Origin of the sequence: Paraburkholderia haematera, assembly GCF_905220975.1 — a bacterium.
GTDB classification, from domain to species: Bacteria; Pseudomonadota; Gammaproteobacteria; order Burkholderiales; family Burkholderiaceae; genus Paraburkholderia; species Paraburkholderia haematera.
Genome location: NZ_CAJNBK010000001.1, coordinates 876,090 through 892,078 on the forward strand (window position 1 = coordinate 876,090; position 15,989 = coordinate 892,078).

General features: G+C 59.2%; 17 protein-coding genes. 13 read left to right on the forward strand and 4 right to left on the reverse strand.

Features of this window, described 5'->3' with window-relative positions; genetic code table 11:
* Positions 1–327: 327 nt before the first annotated feature.
* Positions 328–1,407, forward strand: a complete 1,080-nt coding sequence (locus KHO23_RS03845) for a glycosyltransferase family 4 protein (RefSeq protein WP_211609696.1) — start codon at positions 328–330, stop codon at positions 1,405–1,407.
* Here the strand turns inward: KHO23_RS03845 and KHO23_RS03850 are convergent.
* Positions 1,386–2,660: an O-antigen ligase family protein gene (locus tag KHO23_RS03850; RefSeq protein WP_211609697.1), complete on the reverse strand. Its 1,275-nt coding sequence runs from the start codon at positions 2,658–2,660 to the stop codon at positions 1,386–1,388. The two genes, KHO23_RS03845 and KHO23_RS03850, sit on opposite strands and share 22 nt — an antisense overlap.
* 385 nt (positions 2,661–3,045) lie before the next feature.
* On the opposite strand from KHO23_RS03850, the gene KHO23_RS03855 reads away from it, so the two are divergent.
* The gene (locus KHO23_RS03855; RefSeq protein ID WP_211609698.1) at positions 3,046–3,891 is read left to right on the forward strand and encodes a glycosyltransferase family 2 protein; all 846 of its coding nucleotides are present in this window, start codon (positions 3,046–3,048) and stop codon (positions 3,889–3,891) included.
* Positions 3,892–3,987: 96 nt separating this feature from the next.
* On the opposite strand, the gene KHO23_RS03860 is transcribed toward KHO23_RS03855, so the two are convergent.
* Both KHO23_RS03860 and KHO23_RS35355 read right to left on the reverse strand, forming a co-directional pair.
* Entirely contained in the window at positions 3,988–4,308 is a 321-nt protein-coding gene (locus tag KHO23_RS03860; RefSeq protein WP_211609699.1) for a hypothetical protein, read from the reverse strand.
* A 94-nt stretch (positions 4,309–4,402) separates the two neighbouring features.
* Positions 4,403–4,525 (reverse strand): hypothetical protein, encoded by a 123-nt coding sequence (locus tag KHO23_RS35355; RefSeq protein WP_268963867.1) that lies wholly within the window; start codon positions 4,523–4,525, stop codon positions 4,403–4,405.
* Positions 4,526–4,705: 180 nt separating this feature from the next.
* Between KHO23_RS35355 and KHO23_RS03865 the strand changes: the two genes are divergently transcribed.
* The 9 genes from KHO23_RS03865 to KHO23_RS03905 all read left to right on the forward strand — a co-directional run bounded on the left by KHO23_RS03865 (position 4,706) and on the right by KHO23_RS03905 (position 12,948).
* Positions 4,706–5,629, forward strand: a complete 924-nt coding sequence (locus KHO23_RS03865; protein WP_211609700.1) for a recombination-associated protein RdgC — start codon at positions 4,706–4,708, stop codon at positions 5,627–5,629.
* Between the two features lie 252 nt (positions 5,630–5,881).
* The gene (locus tag KHO23_RS03870; protein WP_211609701.1) at positions 5,882–7,303 is read left to right on the forward strand and encodes an HdeD family acid-resistance protein; all 1,422 of its coding nucleotides are present in this window, start codon (positions 5,882–5,884) and stop codon (positions 7,301–7,303) included.
* A 553-nt stretch (positions 7,304–7,856) separates the two neighbouring features.
* Positions 7,857–10,253, forward strand: coding sequence for a DUF6531 domain-containing protein (locus KHO23_RS03875; RefSeq protein ID WP_211609702.1), 2,397 nt, complete (start codon positions 7,857–7,859; stop codon positions 10,251–10,253).
* Positions 10,253–10,513, forward strand: a complete 261-nt coding sequence (locus KHO23_RS03880; RefSeq protein WP_211609703.1) for a hypothetical protein — start codon at positions 10,253–10,255, stop codon at positions 10,511–10,513. Before KHO23_RS03875 ends, KHO23_RS03880 begins: the two co-directional genes overlap by 1 nt.
* Positions 10,514–10,814: 301 nt before the next feature.
* A complete protein-coding gene (locus tag KHO23_RS03885; RefSeq protein WP_201075057.1) occupies positions 10,815–11,087 on the forward strand; it encodes a hypothetical protein in 273 nt (90 codons plus the stop codon).
* Between the two features lie 194 nt (positions 11,088–11,281).
* Positions 11,282–11,557, forward strand: a complete 276-nt coding sequence (locus KHO23_RS03890; protein ID WP_211609704.1) for a hypothetical protein — start codon at positions 11,282–11,284, stop codon at positions 11,555–11,557.
* A gap of 285 nt (positions 11,558–11,842) precedes the next feature.
* A complete protein-coding gene (locus KHO23_RS03895; protein WP_211609705.1) occupies positions 11,843–12,103 on the forward strand; it encodes a hypothetical protein in 261 nt (86 codons plus the stop codon).
* Between the two features lie 301 nt (positions 12,104–12,404).
* Entirely contained in the window at positions 12,405–12,698 is a 294-nt protein-coding gene (locus KHO23_RS03900) for a hypothetical protein (RefSeq protein WP_211609706.1), read from the forward strand.
* Entirely contained in the window at positions 12,688–12,948 is a 261-nt protein-coding gene (locus KHO23_RS03905; protein ID WP_211609707.1) for a hypothetical protein, read from the forward strand. The genes KHO23_RS03900 and KHO23_RS03905 overlap by 11 nt, the downstream gene beginning before the upstream one ends.
* A gap of 506 nt (positions 12,949–13,454) precedes the next feature.
* Here the strand turns inward: KHO23_RS03905 and KHO23_RS03910 are convergent.
* Complete coding sequence (locus KHO23_RS03910; RefSeq protein WP_211609708.1) at positions 13,455–14,174, reverse strand: glycosyltransferase family A protein; 720 nt, start codon at positions 14,172–14,174, stop codon at positions 13,455–13,457.
* Positions 14,175–14,668: 494 nt separating this feature from the next.
* On the opposite strand from KHO23_RS03910, the gene KHO23_RS03915 reads away from it, so the two are divergent.
* Both KHO23_RS03915 and KHO23_RS03920 read left to right on the forward strand, forming a co-directional pair.
* Entirely contained in the window at positions 14,669–15,181 is a 513-nt protein-coding gene (locus tag KHO23_RS03915) for a transglutaminase N-terminal domain-containing protein (RefSeq protein ID WP_236066709.1), read from the forward strand.
* A complete protein-coding gene (locus KHO23_RS03920; protein WP_211609709.1) occupies positions 15,181–15,984 on the forward strand; it encodes a transglutaminase-like domain-containing protein in 804 nt (267 codons plus the stop codon). The genes KHO23_RS03915 and KHO23_RS03920 overlap by 1 nt, the downstream gene beginning before the upstream one ends.
* The last annotated feature ends 5 nt before the right edge of the window (positions 15,985–15,989 follow it).

A 15,989-nucleotide genomic window follows, 5' to 3' on the forward strand; every position in this document is an offset into this window, starting at 1 on the left:
TTTTAATGGATATTCGCCGCTGTCTATCAGCTTCCAAACGGCTGAGAAATTCTAGCCCATTCCCGCCAGGGGTTCGTTTTTTTAGGAACGGCCGTTTTTTTCCGCTATATGTGGCAGCAAATTTTCACATGTCCGGCAGAGTTTTCACTTTCTGCGGCAACCGACAGGTCGTGGAAAAAGGTGGAGCACGGTTGGGCTAGATTCTAATCGGTGACGGGAGGGCTGCTTCATGTCGTGCCCCCAAGCCCATCCTTTACAATTGCCGCTGTCCCGAAAACGCGATCGCGTGCTCTTTCGCCGCGCGCTCGCTTCACAGAGAACCGCTCCTTGTCCGACCCGACCCGGCGTCCTGTCACCGATATCGCCCTGACCGCCCAGGCGCTGAAAAACAGCGGTGGTGCCGAACGCTATACGCGTGACGTGATTGCCGGCCTGCATCGGATGGGCCTGCGTCCCACGCTGTTCGCCCGCGAGGTCGATCGCTCGCTGCCTGAGGCGGCATGGATCGACGCTCAACCGCTCAATGTCCGCTGGGCGCCGCGCAAGTTGCGCAATCTGGCATTCGACTGGCGCCTCAAGCAACGGCTGAAACGGCACCGTCCGGCCTGTGTCTTCTCGATCAATCACTCCACGCACGCCGACGTGGCCTTGTGCGGCGGAACCCATCCGGGTTCGCTCGAGGCCGCCGGCCGCGCCGCGCGCCGCAGCGACGAATGGCAGATCGACATGGAGCGGCGCGTCTATTCGCGGGCGCGTTCCATCGTCGCGCATTCGCAATTGATGAGCCGCGAGTTGCAACGCTTTTACGGCGTGCAGGCCGACCGTATCGACGTGCTTTATCCGCCCGTGGACACAGCACGCTTCCAGCCGCTGAACGACGCTGAACGAGCGGCGGTGCGCCGCCAGTTCGATCTGCCCGAAGACCGCGTGATCTTTCTGTTTTCGTCCACCAGCCACGAACGAAAAGGCTATCCCTTGCTGGAAGCGTTTTTTGCCCAGACCGCGCTGCCGGTTTGCCTGGTGGTGGCCGGCCGCCCGGTGCCGAAAACCAGCGACACGATTCGCTATGTCGGCTACTGCAAAGAAATCGAAAAATTATTCGCCGCGGCCGATTTCACCGTGGTCGCGTCGGCGTACGAACCGTTCGGTCTGGTGGGTGTCGAGTCGGTGATGTGCGGCACGCCGCTTGTGATCGCCGACAACGTCGGCTCGGCGGAGGCGGTCACCGGTGCGGCGAAGATCGAGTTTTCCCGGAAGTCGGCGGGGAGTTTCGAGCGTGCCATTCAGGCTGCATTGGAGCGTGTACAGGGCGGCGACGCGCGCATCGCCGAGCCGTTGCGCAGCCTGGTCTACGACCCGAGCGTCGATGCTCATGTCGCCGCGCTCTACGAGATATTCACGCGCTGAGCCGGTTGCGCCGTAGCCAATTCGCGCTTGCGCGCATCGATCACTGCCAGAAACGTAGCGACCAGCAGCGCGAGCAGCACCGTGACCATGATCGGCACGAGGACGTCGATGGTCAGTCCGAAAATCACCGTGCTGGTGGCGACGGCCAGGCCCGCATAGGATGCCCCGCGAATCGCCGGATCGTTGGACAGCCTGTGACGCCAGAAGTACACCGAGATGCCGAAGTAGAACAGCAGCAGGCACATTACGCCGATTACGCCCATCTCGGCGAGGGTCGAGAAAAAGTCGCTATGGGCGCGCTCGTTGACGATCTCGGTTTTCACTTCACCACGCTTGGCCAGCAGCCCCAGCTCGTCCACCAGACGCCCCTTGCCGATGCCGTACACCGGATGATGCGTAAAGATCAGCTGCGATGCTTTCCACAACTGCAGGCGCAGGCCCACGGACGTGTAGTCTTCGCCCTGATGCAGCATTGAAAAATCGTTCGTCACTTCGCCGAGACGCTTCTGAATCCGCTCGGTCGACAGCAGCGACCCCGCACCGATCACGATCACCAGGGTCGCAATCAGGAGACGCTTCCTGTGCGCGTACCACTGATACTGCATGCCGAGCAGTACGACGAACACGGGCACGGCCAGCCAGCCGCCACGGCTGCCCGACAGATACGACGCGTAACCGCCGCCCACCAGGGCCAGCAGCCGAAGCCCCAGCGCGCGCCAGTCACGCGGCGTGTCCCAGCCTAAAGTGAAAACCGACAGGAAGCCGAGCAGCAACGCGGTGTCGCCGAACGGAATCGCATTCGTATAAGAATTATTCAGACGATTCGCATCCGTCCAGCCGCCGGCGGGCTGATCGAGAAGCGCCCAGGCGCCCACCGCCAGTGCGCCGGCGGCACACCCCCAACCGATCACGCGCAGGTGCCGGGACGGCAGTTGCCGTAGCAGCAGAAAGACCGGGAGGGCAAGCACGAAGCGTGACAAGGCGTCGAGCTGACGCGGCAGCCAATAACCGAACAGGGCTTGCTGGACGACGATTGCGACGACGAAAGCCAGCATGCCGATCGTGAACCAGCGGTAGGTGCGCAGGCCGGAGAAATAGCCGGGCATGCGCCGGTTAGCCACGGCGGCGCCGAGCGCCAACGCGACAATTGCGAAGAAGCAGTAGCCCGTGCCGCCGCGCCACACGAGGTTAACCGCGGGCGCGAAAAACAGCAGGGCTGTGGTGAGCCAGACCAGACTGGGAGCAAAAATCATAGGGCAACAATATGTAAGAACACTACCGTTCCGGTGGCGGAGTTGCTATGGCCGGACCCTTGGGGCATTTTTTTAAGACGGTAGAGCGATCGCGATTATAACCGCGCGCTCCCTTGCAAAATGCTTGCCGGAGTACAACGGTAAGTTCGCTCTTCGGCGAGATACGGCAATCGGCGTTGCCTTGTACGGAACGTCTTGCAAAGGCGGCCACCGTGGCTCCCGAACCGGTGCGTTTGTCGTATGAACAGGCGGTGGCGGTACAATCCCCGGCGAAACTAACAGGCGGTGCTGTTTGGACCCCCTGTGCGGCGCCAGGTTTCGAGGGCGCCCGCAGGCACTCGCGCCGCCAGCGCTTCTCCGACGCCAAGCTCAACGGACCGAATCGATGTTCTCAATCATCATCCCGACCTGGAACAACCTGCCTTACCTGCGGCTCGTGATCGAGAGTCTGCGGCGTCATTCCACGCATGCGCATCAGATCATCGTGCACGTGAACGACGGCTCGGACGGCACCCTGGCCTGGGTGCGCGACGAAGGTCTCGAATACACCGCGTCGCCCGGCAACATCGGTATCTGTCACGCGGTCAATATCGCGGCGGCGCGCGCGACGCAGGACTACATCGTCTACATGAACGACGACATGTACTGCTGCCCCGGCTGGGACGACGCGCTCGTCAGGCGTCTCCTACAGATGCCGGCCGACAATCTGTTCATGCTGTCCGGCACGATGATCGAACCGGTCGACTCCGGCAATCCGTGTGTCGTCGTGCAGAATTTCGGCCGCGACGTGGAAAATTTCCGCGCCGACGACCTGGTCGCCGCCACGCCGAAACTCGTGCGCGCCGACTGGCGTGGCGCCACCTGGCCGCCTACGCTCGTGCATCGCGACTGGTGGCACAAGGTCGGCGGCTATAGCAGCGAATTGAGCCCCGGCATGAGCAGCGACAACGACTTTTCGATGAAGCTGTGGGACGCCGGTTGCCGGGTGTTCCTCGGCGTCGGCGACAGTCTGGTTTATCACTTCCAGCAGAAGAGCACCGGCAAGGTCGTCAAGAACGATGGGCGCCGCCAGTTCCTGAACAAGTGGGGCATGACGCAAGCCACCTTCGATCGTTATTTTCTGCGGCGCGGCACGGCCGTGGAAGGCGGCCAGGCGGTCAGCGAACCCGAGCGGACCGGCCGCTTGCGGCGCGCGCTGCTCAAGTCGCGCATCAAGCGCGCGTTCAGCTGAGGCAGGTGTAGGCGCTCGCCGGGCGCCTACGCGCTGTCTTTCGCAATGGGTGGCGGCGCAAACATAGCCGTGGCCTCGCGCGCTGAAGCCCGCGCGTTACACGCCGCCCGTCACCAGCGGCAGCACCGTCAAATCCGGATGCGTGCCATCGACAATGCTGCGCCCCACATGCACCCCCTCGTAGAGCGCTTCATCCTTACCGGCAAAGCTTTCTTCGCCGTCCGGATGAAACGGGACCGTGTGCCCGGGAATGGCTGGATCGGCGCCTGGGTGGCACACGTAACCGACATACGTGTAGCGGTTGTCCGGCACGACTGGCGGGTTCGTTTCGTCGGGCGGGCTTTTCAGGAAGGGCGCCACGTGAATTTCAAAACCCTCGTATTCCACCGTCTGCCAAGGTGCGGTTTCATCGGCCATGGCCGCCTCCGTCTATGTCGTGTGCCTCCCAAAAAGTCTAGATGATTTGAACTCAAAGCGGGCCCAGAACCAATGCGGCTAAACCACTATGTCGCTATGGCTCGCTCGCGTCGTGCTGTTGGAGCTGCGTCTGATCGTCTTCGAGGTACCGGCTTTCGACGATGTCGCCGTGCTTCGACATGACACGATCCAGCGAAGTCGATTTGATGAAGCGCATTTTCTGGCTGATTGCAGAATTTGATAATCGAGTCGCCGCTTAACGGATTTAAAGATTCATTTTGAGAATTCCGTTGGCGGCGCCGCCGCTGCGGCGCGTAGCGTGCAGGCACGCGCCTGACAGCGCCATCCTGGCCGCGTCATATAGAATGACGCGCTTTGCCCGTACTCGACCTTGCCCATGTGGTTCAAAAACCTTCAGTTGCACCGTCTTCCCGCTCCGTGGTCCGTCACCCCTGAACAAATGGAGAAATGGCTCGCGCCGCACGCGTTCGCGCCCGGCAACAGCGTCGAGATGCAAAGCCACGGCTGGGCGTCGCCGCGCGACAACGACTCGCTGGTGTATTCGCTCAATGGCCAGATGCTGCTGGTGTTTCGTGCCGAAAAGAAATTGCTGCCGGCTTCGGTCGTCACGCAAGTGACCAAGGCACGCGCGCTCGAACTCGAAGAGCAGCAGGGCTTCAAACCCGGCCGCAAGCAGATGCGCGAACTCAAGGAGCAGGTGACCGACGAACTGCTGCCGCGCGCCTTCAGCATTCGCCGCGACACGCGCGTGTGGATCGATACCCGAAACGGCTGGCTTGTGATCGATGCGGGCTCGCAGGCGATCGCCGACGAAGTGCGCGGCCTGCTGGTGAAGTCGATCGATCAACTGCCGCTCGGCACCGTGCGCGTCACGCAATCGCCGGTTGCGGCGATGACAGAATGGCTGCTTTCCGGTGAAGGTCCCGCGGGCTTCACGCTCGACCAGGACACCGAGTTGCGTTCACCGTCGGAAGGCAACGCGACCGTGCGCTACGTTGGACATACTTTGGATGCCGAAGATATGCGCCGTCATATCGAAGCGGGCAAGCAATGCATGCGGCTCGCGATGACGTGGAACGATCGCGTGTCGTTCGTGCTGACGCCCTCGCTGACGATCAAGCGCATCGCGCCGCTCGACGTCCTCAAGGAAGCGAGCGATCCCACCGCACAGAACGACGACGAACGCTTCGACTCCGACGTCACGCTGATGACCGCCGAACTCGACCGCATGCTGTGCGATCTGCTCGACGCGTTGGGCGGCGAGCAGGGCGCAGCGATGCCGCAAGCCGCGGCTGCCTGAGGTGTGTTTTCCTGCGTGACGTTCGCCAAAGCGGCGCACGTCCGCGGAAGGCGCATCGGCATGAGCGTCATCAGCACGTCAGAGCATCTCGCTGCGATCGTGCGGTGTCGATGCACCATGCATTCGCGAAGCGGCGCTGCGTGAAGACGTCGCCGCGCGCGGACCACCGTTACACCGGCCCCTGCTTCGCCGGCGCCGCGAAAGTGGTTAAGATTGCGATCAGGACGGCGCATCGATCACGGAGGCCTCACGATGGTTCGACTGGTTATGATCCTGCTGGGTGTCGATTACCTGCGCACGCGCTGGCGTTCGTTGCAGTTGATCGGCTGGGTGAGTCTGGTGCTCGGCGTGGTGGTGTTCATCGACGCACTCGATAGCGCGCTCTTTTTCCCAATCACGCCGTTTGCGATATTGCTGCTGCTCGAAGGGCTCGCGACGCTGGCCGTCGCCTGGACCGGCATGGGCGGGCAGCGCACGCTGCGCTATGTGAAGGGCCTCGCGTTCTGCGTCGCGGCGGCGCTGATTCTTGCCGGCCATCATCACGGCCACTTCATTCTGTCGATGATCTTCGGCACGCTCTTTCTGGCCGACGGTCTGCTGCAGATCGTCTCCGCGAAGGTCGTTCGCTATCGCACGTGGCGTCTCGCGATGATCGGCGGGGGCGTTGAAATCGCGCTGGCGATTTTCTTCTATCAGCCGTATCCGACGCACTACGTGGGCACCGTGCCGTACTGTCTCGGCCTCGGCCTGATGTTCGGCGGCTGGAACATGATTTTGCTGAGTACGCGTGTGCGGCGTCTCGCGTCGAATCCCGCGGTGGCTTCGAATGATGCAAGTGCTGATGCCGCCAACTCTGCCGCGAGTGCTGTCGCTGGCGGTCGGTTGAGCGTGGTCGAATGGGACGGGCCGCCCGCCGCCGATGAAGACGCGTTGACCGTTCACGTGTGGACGCCGGTGGGCTCGTCTAAAGGCGAGGCGCGGCGGCAGTTGATCGTCGATCGCTACATCGCGGCGGTGGATCGTAATGGCGTGATTTCGACCGGCCATGCCGCGCTCGAATCGCCTGAGGGCATCTATATCAGCCTGTATCCGGGCGTCGAGATCGATCGTTCGCCCGACGACTTCGCGCGGCTGCTGCGCGCGACGCGCGAGAACGACGTGCCCGGTGTGTTCCAGCCCAATTACCCGACCGAATCGAAAGCATGGTGTCCGTCGACGGTTCAGGTGCGCATTCGCAATTACGATCCGGTGCGCCTGCGCCGCTTCTGGGACGCCTATCGTCAGGATACGACCTACAACCTGACGCACCGCAATTGTTCGAGCACCGTATCGCGTGCGCTGGAAGCGGCGATCGAGGGCGCGTCGGCGCGCGTATGGGGCGGCCTCGGTGGCTGGCGGCCGTTTTTGCGCGTGATTACGACGCCGGAATTGTGGGTGGCCGCGCAACTGCGCAAACGCGCAGCGACGATGGCGTGGACGCCCGGCCTAACGCTCGACTACGCGCGCGCGCTCAGCATGCTTGCCGACCCGCGTCCGTCGGGTTGGGTGAAGATGGCGCGCCTCGCCGTGCGCAGAATGGTGCGTTCGCGGCAGCAATGGCGTGAGGAAGAGCGTGGCGCGACGGCTTCGCAGGAAGCGGGGGGCGGGCATGGTGCGGGCGTGGTGCGTGATTGATGTGCTTGACGCAGGCGGTGCCTCGCTTGCCCAACTTCGACGTAGCGGAAAAAACAGCAGACGTATCAAGAGCTTGCCGATTTTGCCGGATAGTTATGCACAGATTTGCCAACAAAAACTGGGGATAACTTTGTCGCCGCCGTTCGGGTGGTTCGCCAGTGAGGTTTAGCCCGTTCTTCATGTGTTTGATATTTTGAAATCGCACTTTGTACTGCGATTCTTCTCGTAGCGCTTTCCTGCGCTACTCATCTCCCTTTCGTGCGGCGTGTTACGCGCCCCGTCTCTTTCCTTCCAACGGGCCCTGATCTGGGTGCCAGCGTCCAATCACATTCACGTACGGCTATTCAGCGTCTGACGTTCTGGGTCTTTCATTGCGACGCGTTGGTGACTGACGGGCTCTTGCGTAATTCCCTACGGATTACGTAGGGGAGTGACGGCGACGTTTGGTACCGGCATAAGGGAAATGTAGTTTTAGGAATTGTCGGATAGCCGAGGTGGAATGCTCCTTATAAAGTGCTTGGGATTCAAACAAGTAAAACCAATAAGGAGGACTATGAAAAACAAGAAACTTAATAAGAGTCCAGCACGTATGGCGGCACACCTGCTTGCCGCATTCATGCTGCTCATGGCCGCGTTCGGCGCCAATGCGGCCGATTACATGCAATGCATGCAGACGTATCAGAAATCCCTTGGAATCCCCGGCACTCCGACCTGCGCTATCCAGGTCGCAGGAACTTCGCCTATGTCGACGGGCCCGGACGATCCGTTTAACGCAATGAATTACTACAACTGTCCTAATGCCAAGGATTGGATAGCGGACTATTGCGGCGGCGTACCGGTTCCGCCTCAATCCGACGACTCCTGCCCGGTAGCGGACCCGGTGTTGCCGGCAAAGGGCATTGTCACGCTTTCCGAGGCCGACTATGCAAGCGGCGACACACTGCCACTCGTCTTTAAACGCACATATCTCTCGACACCCTATGACACCACGCAGACGGTAATGGGTCGTAACTGGGTCAACAACTGGCAGCGTAGGCTCGATCTGCTTGGGGCCAAGGCGAGCGTGCCGCACATTGTCGCTTATCGGGGTGACCAGCAAGCTCTGATGTTCAAATGGATTGGCGGAGCGTGGGTTGTGCCAGGAAATCGCTGGCTCTCGCTGACGAAAGCTGGCGACGGATACTTCTACCTGAAGGACGAACTGTTTGGTACGACGGAAGCCTACTCGGATACCACTGGCAAGTTCTATTCCGAAACAACCCGCACGGGTGTTATCCGCAAGGTTTTCTATGACGGCAGACAGCGGTTGTCAGTTATCGCCCAATGGCCAGCCGATAACGTAATACCGGAAACCTCGACGTCAATCCGTGTGGAATACGACAGTAACGACCGTATCGTTACTCTGGTCGATCCTTTGGGAATGCCCACTGACTACGCTTACGACGGAAAGGGCAATCTTGCTTCGGTAACTGCACCCTATGGCTACGTTCGTCAGTATTTGTACGAGGACGCCCGCTTTCCAAACGCCTTGACAGGGGTAAAGGACGAATCCGGGTCGCGGGTTGCAACGTGGACCTACGATTCCAGCGGACGTGCAATCTCGGTCTCCCATCCCGACACGACGCGTAACGTGTCAATCAGTTACGGTCCCGGCTTTACGACGCTCAGCGACATGGCTGGCAGGAGCACGTACACGTTTGATGTGCTGGATACGCGGCGCCCTCGTTCAATTGCTACACCAGGCGGCACGGTATCGCGCACGTGGGATGCAGCGGGGAATCTGAAACAGAGAGAGACCCCTGATGGGAATACCCAGTACACGTGGGACAGCGCCAACCGGCCAACGAAGGCCGTTGCGACCGTTTCGGGGAAGAAGACAGTAACGACGATTGAGTACAACGACGACAGCTCACTGCGTCCGCATCTGGTTGCCACACCGGGCAAAGTCCGCGCGTTCGTTTATGACTCGCGAGGCAACGTCACGGGCTATGCGGAGCGCGAAACTACTGACCTGACAGGCGAACAGGGACTGCAAGCGGTCGGGACGGGCAATCAAATGACAGTCGGCGCACGCTACGACGATGTGGGTCGCCTTCTGTCAGCCACTGTCGTTCAGGACGGTAAGAAGATTGAAGACTGGACCTACGCGTATGACGCAAAGGGCAACATCGCAACGACGCAGGATGCCGTGTCAGGTTGGGCGATGCGAACGCTTGAGCGTAACGCCGCGAACCGTGCAACACAGATAGCGGGCAATAGCGGCAAGGCGAGCATCGCTTACGACGGGCGCGGTCGCGTGTCTAATTTCAAGTATGACGAACCGGCAGGTATTGCTAATGGCGGACTCGCCCGCGTACTAAGCGTCGACTATCGTTATGCCGCGAACGGCACGGTGTCCTCGCGTACGGCGCAAGTGTCAACGAACGGCGCCTGGTGGAAGCCGATCAGCGATGCTGAACTTGGGGTGTGGCTCACCAACTGGGAGCTGGGTAATGAGCCGGTTTCGCCACCCGCTAACCTCACCGGACTTCAGTCTGACGCCGATGCCTTCATACCAGGACTCTGCGTTGAATGCTACATGGCGTGGAAAGCCACGTTCACGGGGAAGCTGTTTGGTAGTGAACTGAGCGATACACTTCCGAAGTGGGGCGAGACAACTGAGTTGCTGCTGAGCGATCAGTCGCAGGTTCCTTATCCTGCCCTTGTGCCGGATCTGACTGGCTCCGCGAAGAGGTCAATGCTTTACGGCGCGCTCTTCGGAGCCGCGAGCGGTGGCGGCGGAATGGTTAAGTGCGGTGGCAGAGAGGGTCACGAAGCCGAATGCTTCGCGCAGTATGATGCTCACATGACTATGTGCAATACAATAGCTCCGCACATGGGCGGCGCGCGGGCAGTTTCGCTGTGTAAACAGAGGGCGTTCAAAATCTATCAAGAGTGCAGAGGGTATTGATGGCTAAGCATCCGCCGTATTCCGTGGTTCTGACCTACTTCGAGGATCGTCAAGAGTTTGCCGTGCAAGCTATTGATCGAGTCAGATTGGCCCCGGTCGTGGCCGGGACGCTCGAGGCGCCGATCCTGCTGGACGAGCACAATTTCAGGCTTGACGACGCGTTCGCGCGACGGCTTGGCGCCGCGATGCTTAGTCTGATTGCACTGGGGCAACCGGACATCAGGAAATACATGAGCGTTACCGAGGACCCAATTGACTAGTCGTCAGAAGAGTAATTAATCGGATGTTGAGCGCCATGACCGACCGACCTTTTGGTCATGGTGCCGCGGGACAGGAACCAGCCCGATGAGGCCGGTGGGAAAAGTGCAAACCGTCCTCTTATCAACGCCGTTCGGCGGCGCGGGCCGCGCGCCGTCGGAAATCTCTAGAGCGAATGCTTCGCGCAGTATGACGCTCTAATCGAAATGTGCAATGCGATCGATTTTCGGGCGGGCAGCGAGCGAGAAGCCCCACCGTTTAAGCAGACGGTATTCCAAATTTATTAAGAGTGTAGGGGCTCTGATGGCTAAACATCCGCCGTATTCTGTGGTTCTGACCTACAACGAAGATCTGCAGCAGCTAATAGTGCATACCATTGATCCAACTAGGCTTGCCCCGCTCGTTGCAGGGAGAATGGGCGTGGTGATGGCTGATGAACAAGATTTCAAACTGGACGATGAATTTGCGCGACAGCTTGGAGTCGGGATGCTGAATACGATTGCGCTGGGGCAGCCTGACATCAAACAGTACATGACGTTCACGGAAGGACCGATCGACAAGTCGTCAGAAGAGTAGCAACCGGGGGTAAGTGTTATCTGATCGACGTTTGGTTACGGCCCTCCGAGGGGGGACGGAAGCGGCGCCGCTGATGTTCGGTAGCGAAATGCAACCGTCCCCTGTCACGATCGTCGGGCGGCGCGGGCCGCGCGACGCATCGCGCTGTGCAAACAGCAGGCATTCGAAGATTATCAAAAGTGCAGAGGTTATTGGTGACTAATCATCCGCCGTATTCCGTGGTTCTGACCTACTTCGAGGATCGTCAAGAGTTTGCCGTGCAAGCTATTGATCGAATCAGGTTTGCTCCGCTCATAGCCGGACAATTCGAAGTGCCGATTCTGCTAGACGAATTCGATTTCAGGCTTGATGACGAATTCGCGCAAGGGCTTGGAGCTACCATGTTGAATCTGATTGCGCTTGGTCAGCCGAACATCAAACAATACATGAGCGTGACACAACGACCTGTCGATAGACCGTTGGAAGAGTAATTTACCAGCGGTTAGGTGGTATGACTGACTGACGTTTGGTCATTGCACGGAAGGGGCGCGAAAGACTCTCGTGTAGCCCACGGGGAAAGTGCGAACTGTCCTCATATTGACACCGTCGGGCGGCGCGGGCCGCGCCGCCGTAAATCTCCAGAGCGAGTGCCGTACGCAGCATGACGCTCAAATCGAAATGTGCAATGCGATTGCTTTCCATAGGGGCGGCGCGCGTGGCGTCGCGCTGTGCAAACAAAATGCATTCCGAAATTACAACCAGTGCAGAGGATATTGATGGTTAAGCATACGCCTTATTCCATAATTGTGACCTATGTCGAAGATTGCCAACAGTTGATTGTGCAAGCAGTTGATCCGGCCAAGTTGGCCACGATCGTGGCCCGAAAACTCGAAATGCCGATCTTGTTGGACGAATACGATTTCAAGCTTGATGACGAATTCGCGCGACGGCTTGGAGTCGCAATGCTCAATTTGATTGCGCTTGGCCAGCCTAACATCGAGCAATACATGAACGTCACGCAGCAGCCAATCGACTAGTCGTCAGAGGAGCAATTAGCCAGAGGTTGAGTGGCATTATCGATTTACGTTTGGTCATAGCACCAGGGGACAGGAACGGGCCTAATGAAGCCCGTGGAAAAAACGCGAACTGTCCTCGTATCACGACCGTCGGGCGGCGCGGGCCGCGCGCCGCCAGAAATCTCCAGAGCGAATGCTTCGCGCAGCATGACGCTCAAATCGAAATGTGCAATGCGATTGCTTTCCATAGGGGCGGCGCGCAAGGTATCGCGCTGTGCAAACAACAGGCATTCGAAGATTATCAAAAGTGCAGAGGTTATTGATGGTTAATCATCCGCCGTATTTCGTGGTTCTGACTTACGCCGAAGATCCTCAGCAGCTGATCATGCAAGCTGTGGATTCGGCCAGGCTGGCTCCGCTCGTGGCCGGAATTATGGAGGTGCCGTTTTTTTTGGACGGTGACGAGTTCAAGTTTGATGACGAATTGGCGCGACAGCTTGGAGTCGCTGTGCTCAACGTGATTGCAGCAGGTCGACCTGACATCAAGCAACACATGAACGTTACGCAGCACCCAATCGACGAGCCGAACAATGGAGAGGGTATTGATGGCGATTGATCCACCGCGCTCCGTGGTTCTGAACTACGACCAAGACAGTCAGCGGTTGAATGTGCAGTTAGTTGAACCTACCAAGCTGGCCCCGCTTCTGGCTGGAAAGTTCACAGTGCCGATTCTGTTAGACGACTTCGATTTCAGGCTTGATGATGAGTTCGCGCGTCGGCTCGGAGTCGCAATGCTCAATGCAATCGCGCTGGGTCAGCCTGAAATCAAGCAATACATGACCGTTACGCCGGACCCAATCGATTAGTCGTCGGAAGAGTAACTACCAGGGGAGAAGTGCCATCCGATCGACGTTTGGTTATGGCCCTCCGAGGGGAGCGGAAGCGGCGCCGCTGATGTTCGATGGCGAAGTGCAACTGTCCCCTATCACGACCGTCCGGCGGCACGCAGACCCGTGCCTGCCGGATACCTGGCAATTTCCCAGAATAGCTGAAGCGGCACTACCGACGAAAACAGCGGTGTATCTCGAATCCGTGCCACGTGCATTCGGCGCTTGTGACGCAGCAGTTATTCTTCCGGTGGCGCTGAGCGAGCCGCCGCGGTCGTTCAGAAACCGTCGGTGAGTTCAAGGCCGCTGTTTTTCACTAGTCGTTGTTTTCTTCGGCGCGCCTCCGCGGCGGAGCCGATGCTTTGACGGCGCACACGCGCAACTACCGTATCAGACGGGGCGTTCTGGTGATCGCGTCTCGTGCCCTGTCGCCGAGGCGAAGCGCGCACGGTGCAACAGATGATTCGGTGTGCACACGACCACCACTACCGGCCGCTTTCTCCGCCCTTCGCCTTACATTGGGCGTAACTAAACATCTGAAAATGCTGGTGGCCCGGCAGTTTTGCAATGACCTTTGAGTCGTCGGGCGGAATTTCTCCGAACATCTCATAGTGAAATGCGAGCGTGCTCACGTAGTTGACGGTTGGCTCGATTGAGTGGAACCGCACGTAGCCACCGGCTTGCACGGCGTTCCAGAATATCCTGTCGCCGCTGATGCTTTCGCGCGCGTCCTTGAATAGCCACGCCGCGCATGCGGGAAAGGTCGGGCGCGTGAGGAAATAACAGTTGGTGTCGTTGAAATCGACGCTGTTCGATTCTTTACAGATGCCGAGCATACGGCCGTCGACAGTGAGAATTTTTCTAGCCGCCGTGACTACCTGCGCACCCGTTTCCTCGACGATCATGCGCATCGTTTCGACATGGTTTGGCTCATACCAGTTGTCGGCGTCAAGAAAACAGATCGCGTCAAATCCATTCGCGGCCGCGCACGCGGCACCTACACCGCGAGGTGTATCTCCGTAGTCGGCGTGATTGGGAATCTTGATGTGAACCACACCTGCCCAGCTATCAACGTCGGAGGCAGGGAATCCATCGGCGACCATGAAATGGGTCACGTTGCCTGCTTGCGCAAAAACGCTTTCGTGACATCTTCTTAAGATGTGAAGCGGCTCTTTATAGTAGGCGCTAATGACGGCGACTCGCATGAAGGCTCTTCGTTGGATTGCTGAAACGGCGGATTATATCTATCGGCAATCCACACTGAACTATCTCAATTATGTAGGTCAGCTCTTCTGTGGGGGAACGGTGGTTTCCCCGCGCCGCAGCCTGGGGAAAAGCGCGGGAATGGAGGGTTGCGGGAGCGCAGGGGGCGGAATTTTCCCTACGCGCCGCCCGCAAGGCCATGTGTGACAGGGCATCACTCCATATGGGGACGGTTTTAGCCAGATTTGCGAACAGATTCTGTTGATAACTTGCGCACGCAGCGGCGCTGCCGTCAAATGAGTGATTACAACCAATATGGCGGGTGTATGCTGAAATCGAAAGCTTGTCGATGACAGCATCCCACCACGCCGAACCTTGGCCGTGGCTCGTTCAGGATCAAACCGTGCCGGGCGCGCAACGCCTGCTGCGGCAGCGGGTTTTACCAGCGTGAACGTGATGCTCAGGACGAACCCAGTTGCATCCATCGGCCTGTCAGATGACTGAGCCAAAGCGTTTCACGGTGCGTCACGTCAGCGTCTACCGCTACTCGGAACCCGTGCGGTTCGGCGATCACAGGATGATGTTCCGCCCGCGCGCCAGCCACGACTTGCGTCTCGTCACGAACCAGTTGGTGATTACACCGACGCCGACGCCGTCGCGGCGGCACTGGCTGCACGACGTGTTCGACAACTCGGTGGCGGTCGCGAGTTTCGCGGGCAAGGCGAGCGAATTGCGCTTCGACAGCGAAGCGACGCTCGAACACTTCGACACGCCCATGCCCGACTACGCGCTCGAACCGTACGCGGTGAACTGGCCGTTCGCGTACACCAACGAGGAAGCGTCCGATCTCGTGAACGCGCGCAGCCGCCAGTATCCGGACAGCGACGTGGACGAGTGGGCGCGCCGCTTCATTCCTGTGCAGGGTGGCGGCGGTGCGAAGCATGCATGGCTGCAGATCTATTCGCCGGGCGCGTCAATTGAACGTTTCAACGGAAAGAGGGTGTCGTGATGAAATTGCGCGTTGGCTACGAGCTGGTCTATGAGTGCGTGCAACCGACGCCGATGATGTTGATGTTGAACACGCACTTTTCGCACGCGAAGGACGTGCTGAGTGCGGATTTGCTGGCAGTCGATCCGCTGGTGCCGATCAGGCAGTATCGCGACGGCTTTGGCAATTTATGCAGCCGTGTCGTGGCGCCGCAGGGACGGTTTGCGTTGTCGACGAGTGCGGTGCTCGAGGTGTCGTCAGAGCCGGAGAGGCGGCCGCCGTTTACAGAGCAGCATGCCGTGGAGGCGTTGCCTGATGATTCGCTGGTATTTCTGCTGGGCAGCCGTTATTGCGAAACGGATTTGCTATCCGAATTTGCGTGGCAGACGTTCGGCAAGATGCCGCTCGGTCGCGTGCGAGTGGATGCGATTTGCAACTACGTGCACGAACACATTGTGTTTGGCTACGATTTCGCGCGGCCGACCAAGACCGCCTGGCAGGCGTGGCAGGAGAGGAAGGGCGTATGCCGGGATTTCGCGCATCTGGCCGTGACGCTGTGCCGGGCAATGAATATACCGGCGCGGTATTGCACGGGATATATCAGCGATGTCGGCACGCCATCGCCGTACGCGACCATGGATTTTGCCGCGTGGTTCGAGGCGTATGTCGGCGGGTGCTGGCAGACATTCGATCCTCGGAATAACGTGCCTCGGACGGGGCGAGTTTTGATGGCGCGTGGGAGAGATGCCGCCGATGTCGCTATCAGCAATGCGTTTGGGGCGACACAGTTAATGAAGTTCGATGTTGTCTGTGAGGCGATATAGGTTTT

Bases quoted from the DNA above. Each gene is read 5' to 3' on its own strand.
- KHO23_RS03900 (WP_211609706.1), top strand. From the start codon at position 12,405: ATGGTTAATCATCCGCCGTATTTCGTGGTTCTGACTTACGCCGAAGAT.
- KHO23_RS03915 (WP_236066709.1), top strand. From the start codon at position 14,669: ATGACTGAGCCAAAGCGTTTCACGGTGCGTCACGTCAGCGTCTACCGC.
- KHO23_RS03865 (WP_211609700.1), top strand. From the start codon at position 4,706: ATGTGGTTCAAAAACCTTCAGTTGCACCGTCTTCCCGCTCCGTGGTCC.
- KHO23_RS03905 (WP_211609707.1), top strand. From the start codon at position 12,688: ATGGCGATTGATCCACCGCGCTCCGTGGTTCTGAACTACGACCAAGAC.
- KHO23_RS03910 (WP_211609708.1), bottom strand. From the start codon at position 14,174: ATGCGAGTCGCCGTCATTAGCGCCTACTATAAAGAGCCGCTTCACATC.
- KHO23_RS35355 (WP_268963867.1), bottom strand. From the start codon at position 4,525: ATGCGCTTCATCAAATCGACTTCGCTGGATCGTGTCATGTCGAAGCAC.
- KHO23_RS03880 (WP_211609703.1), top strand. From the start codon at position 10,253: ATGGCTAAGCATCCGCCGTATTCCGTGGTTCTGACCTACTTCGAGGAT.
- KHO23_RS03870 (WP_211609701.1), top strand. From the start codon at position 5,882: ATGGTTCGACTGGTTATGATCCTGCTGGGTGTCGATTACCTGCGCACG.
- KHO23_RS03860 (WP_211609699.1), bottom strand. From the start codon at position 4,308: ATGGCCGATGAAACCGCACCTTGGCAGACGGTGGAATACGAGGGTTTT.
- KHO23_RS03855 (WP_211609698.1), top strand. From the start codon at position 3,046: ATGTTCTCAATCATCATCCCGACCTGGAACAACCTGCCTTACCTGCGG.
- KHO23_RS03875 (WP_211609702.1), top strand. From the start codon at position 7,857: ATGAAAAACAAGAAACTTAATAAGAGTCCAGCACGTATGGCGGCACAC.
- KHO23_RS03920 (WP_211609709.1), top strand. From the start codon at position 15,181: ATGAAATTGCGCGTTGGCTACGAGCTGGTCTATGAGTGCGTGCAACCG.
- KHO23_RS03885 (WP_201075057.1), top strand. From the start codon at position 10,815: ATGGCTAAACATCCGCCGTATTCTGTGGTTCTGACCTACAACGAAGAT.
- KHO23_RS03895 (WP_211609705.1), top strand. From the start codon at position 11,843: ATGGTTAAGCATACGCCTTATTCCATAATTGTGACCTATGTCGAAGAT.
- KHO23_RS03850 (WP_211609697.1), bottom strand. From the start codon at position 2,660: ATGATTTTTGCTCCCAGTCTGGTCTGGCTCACCACAGCCCTGCTGTTT.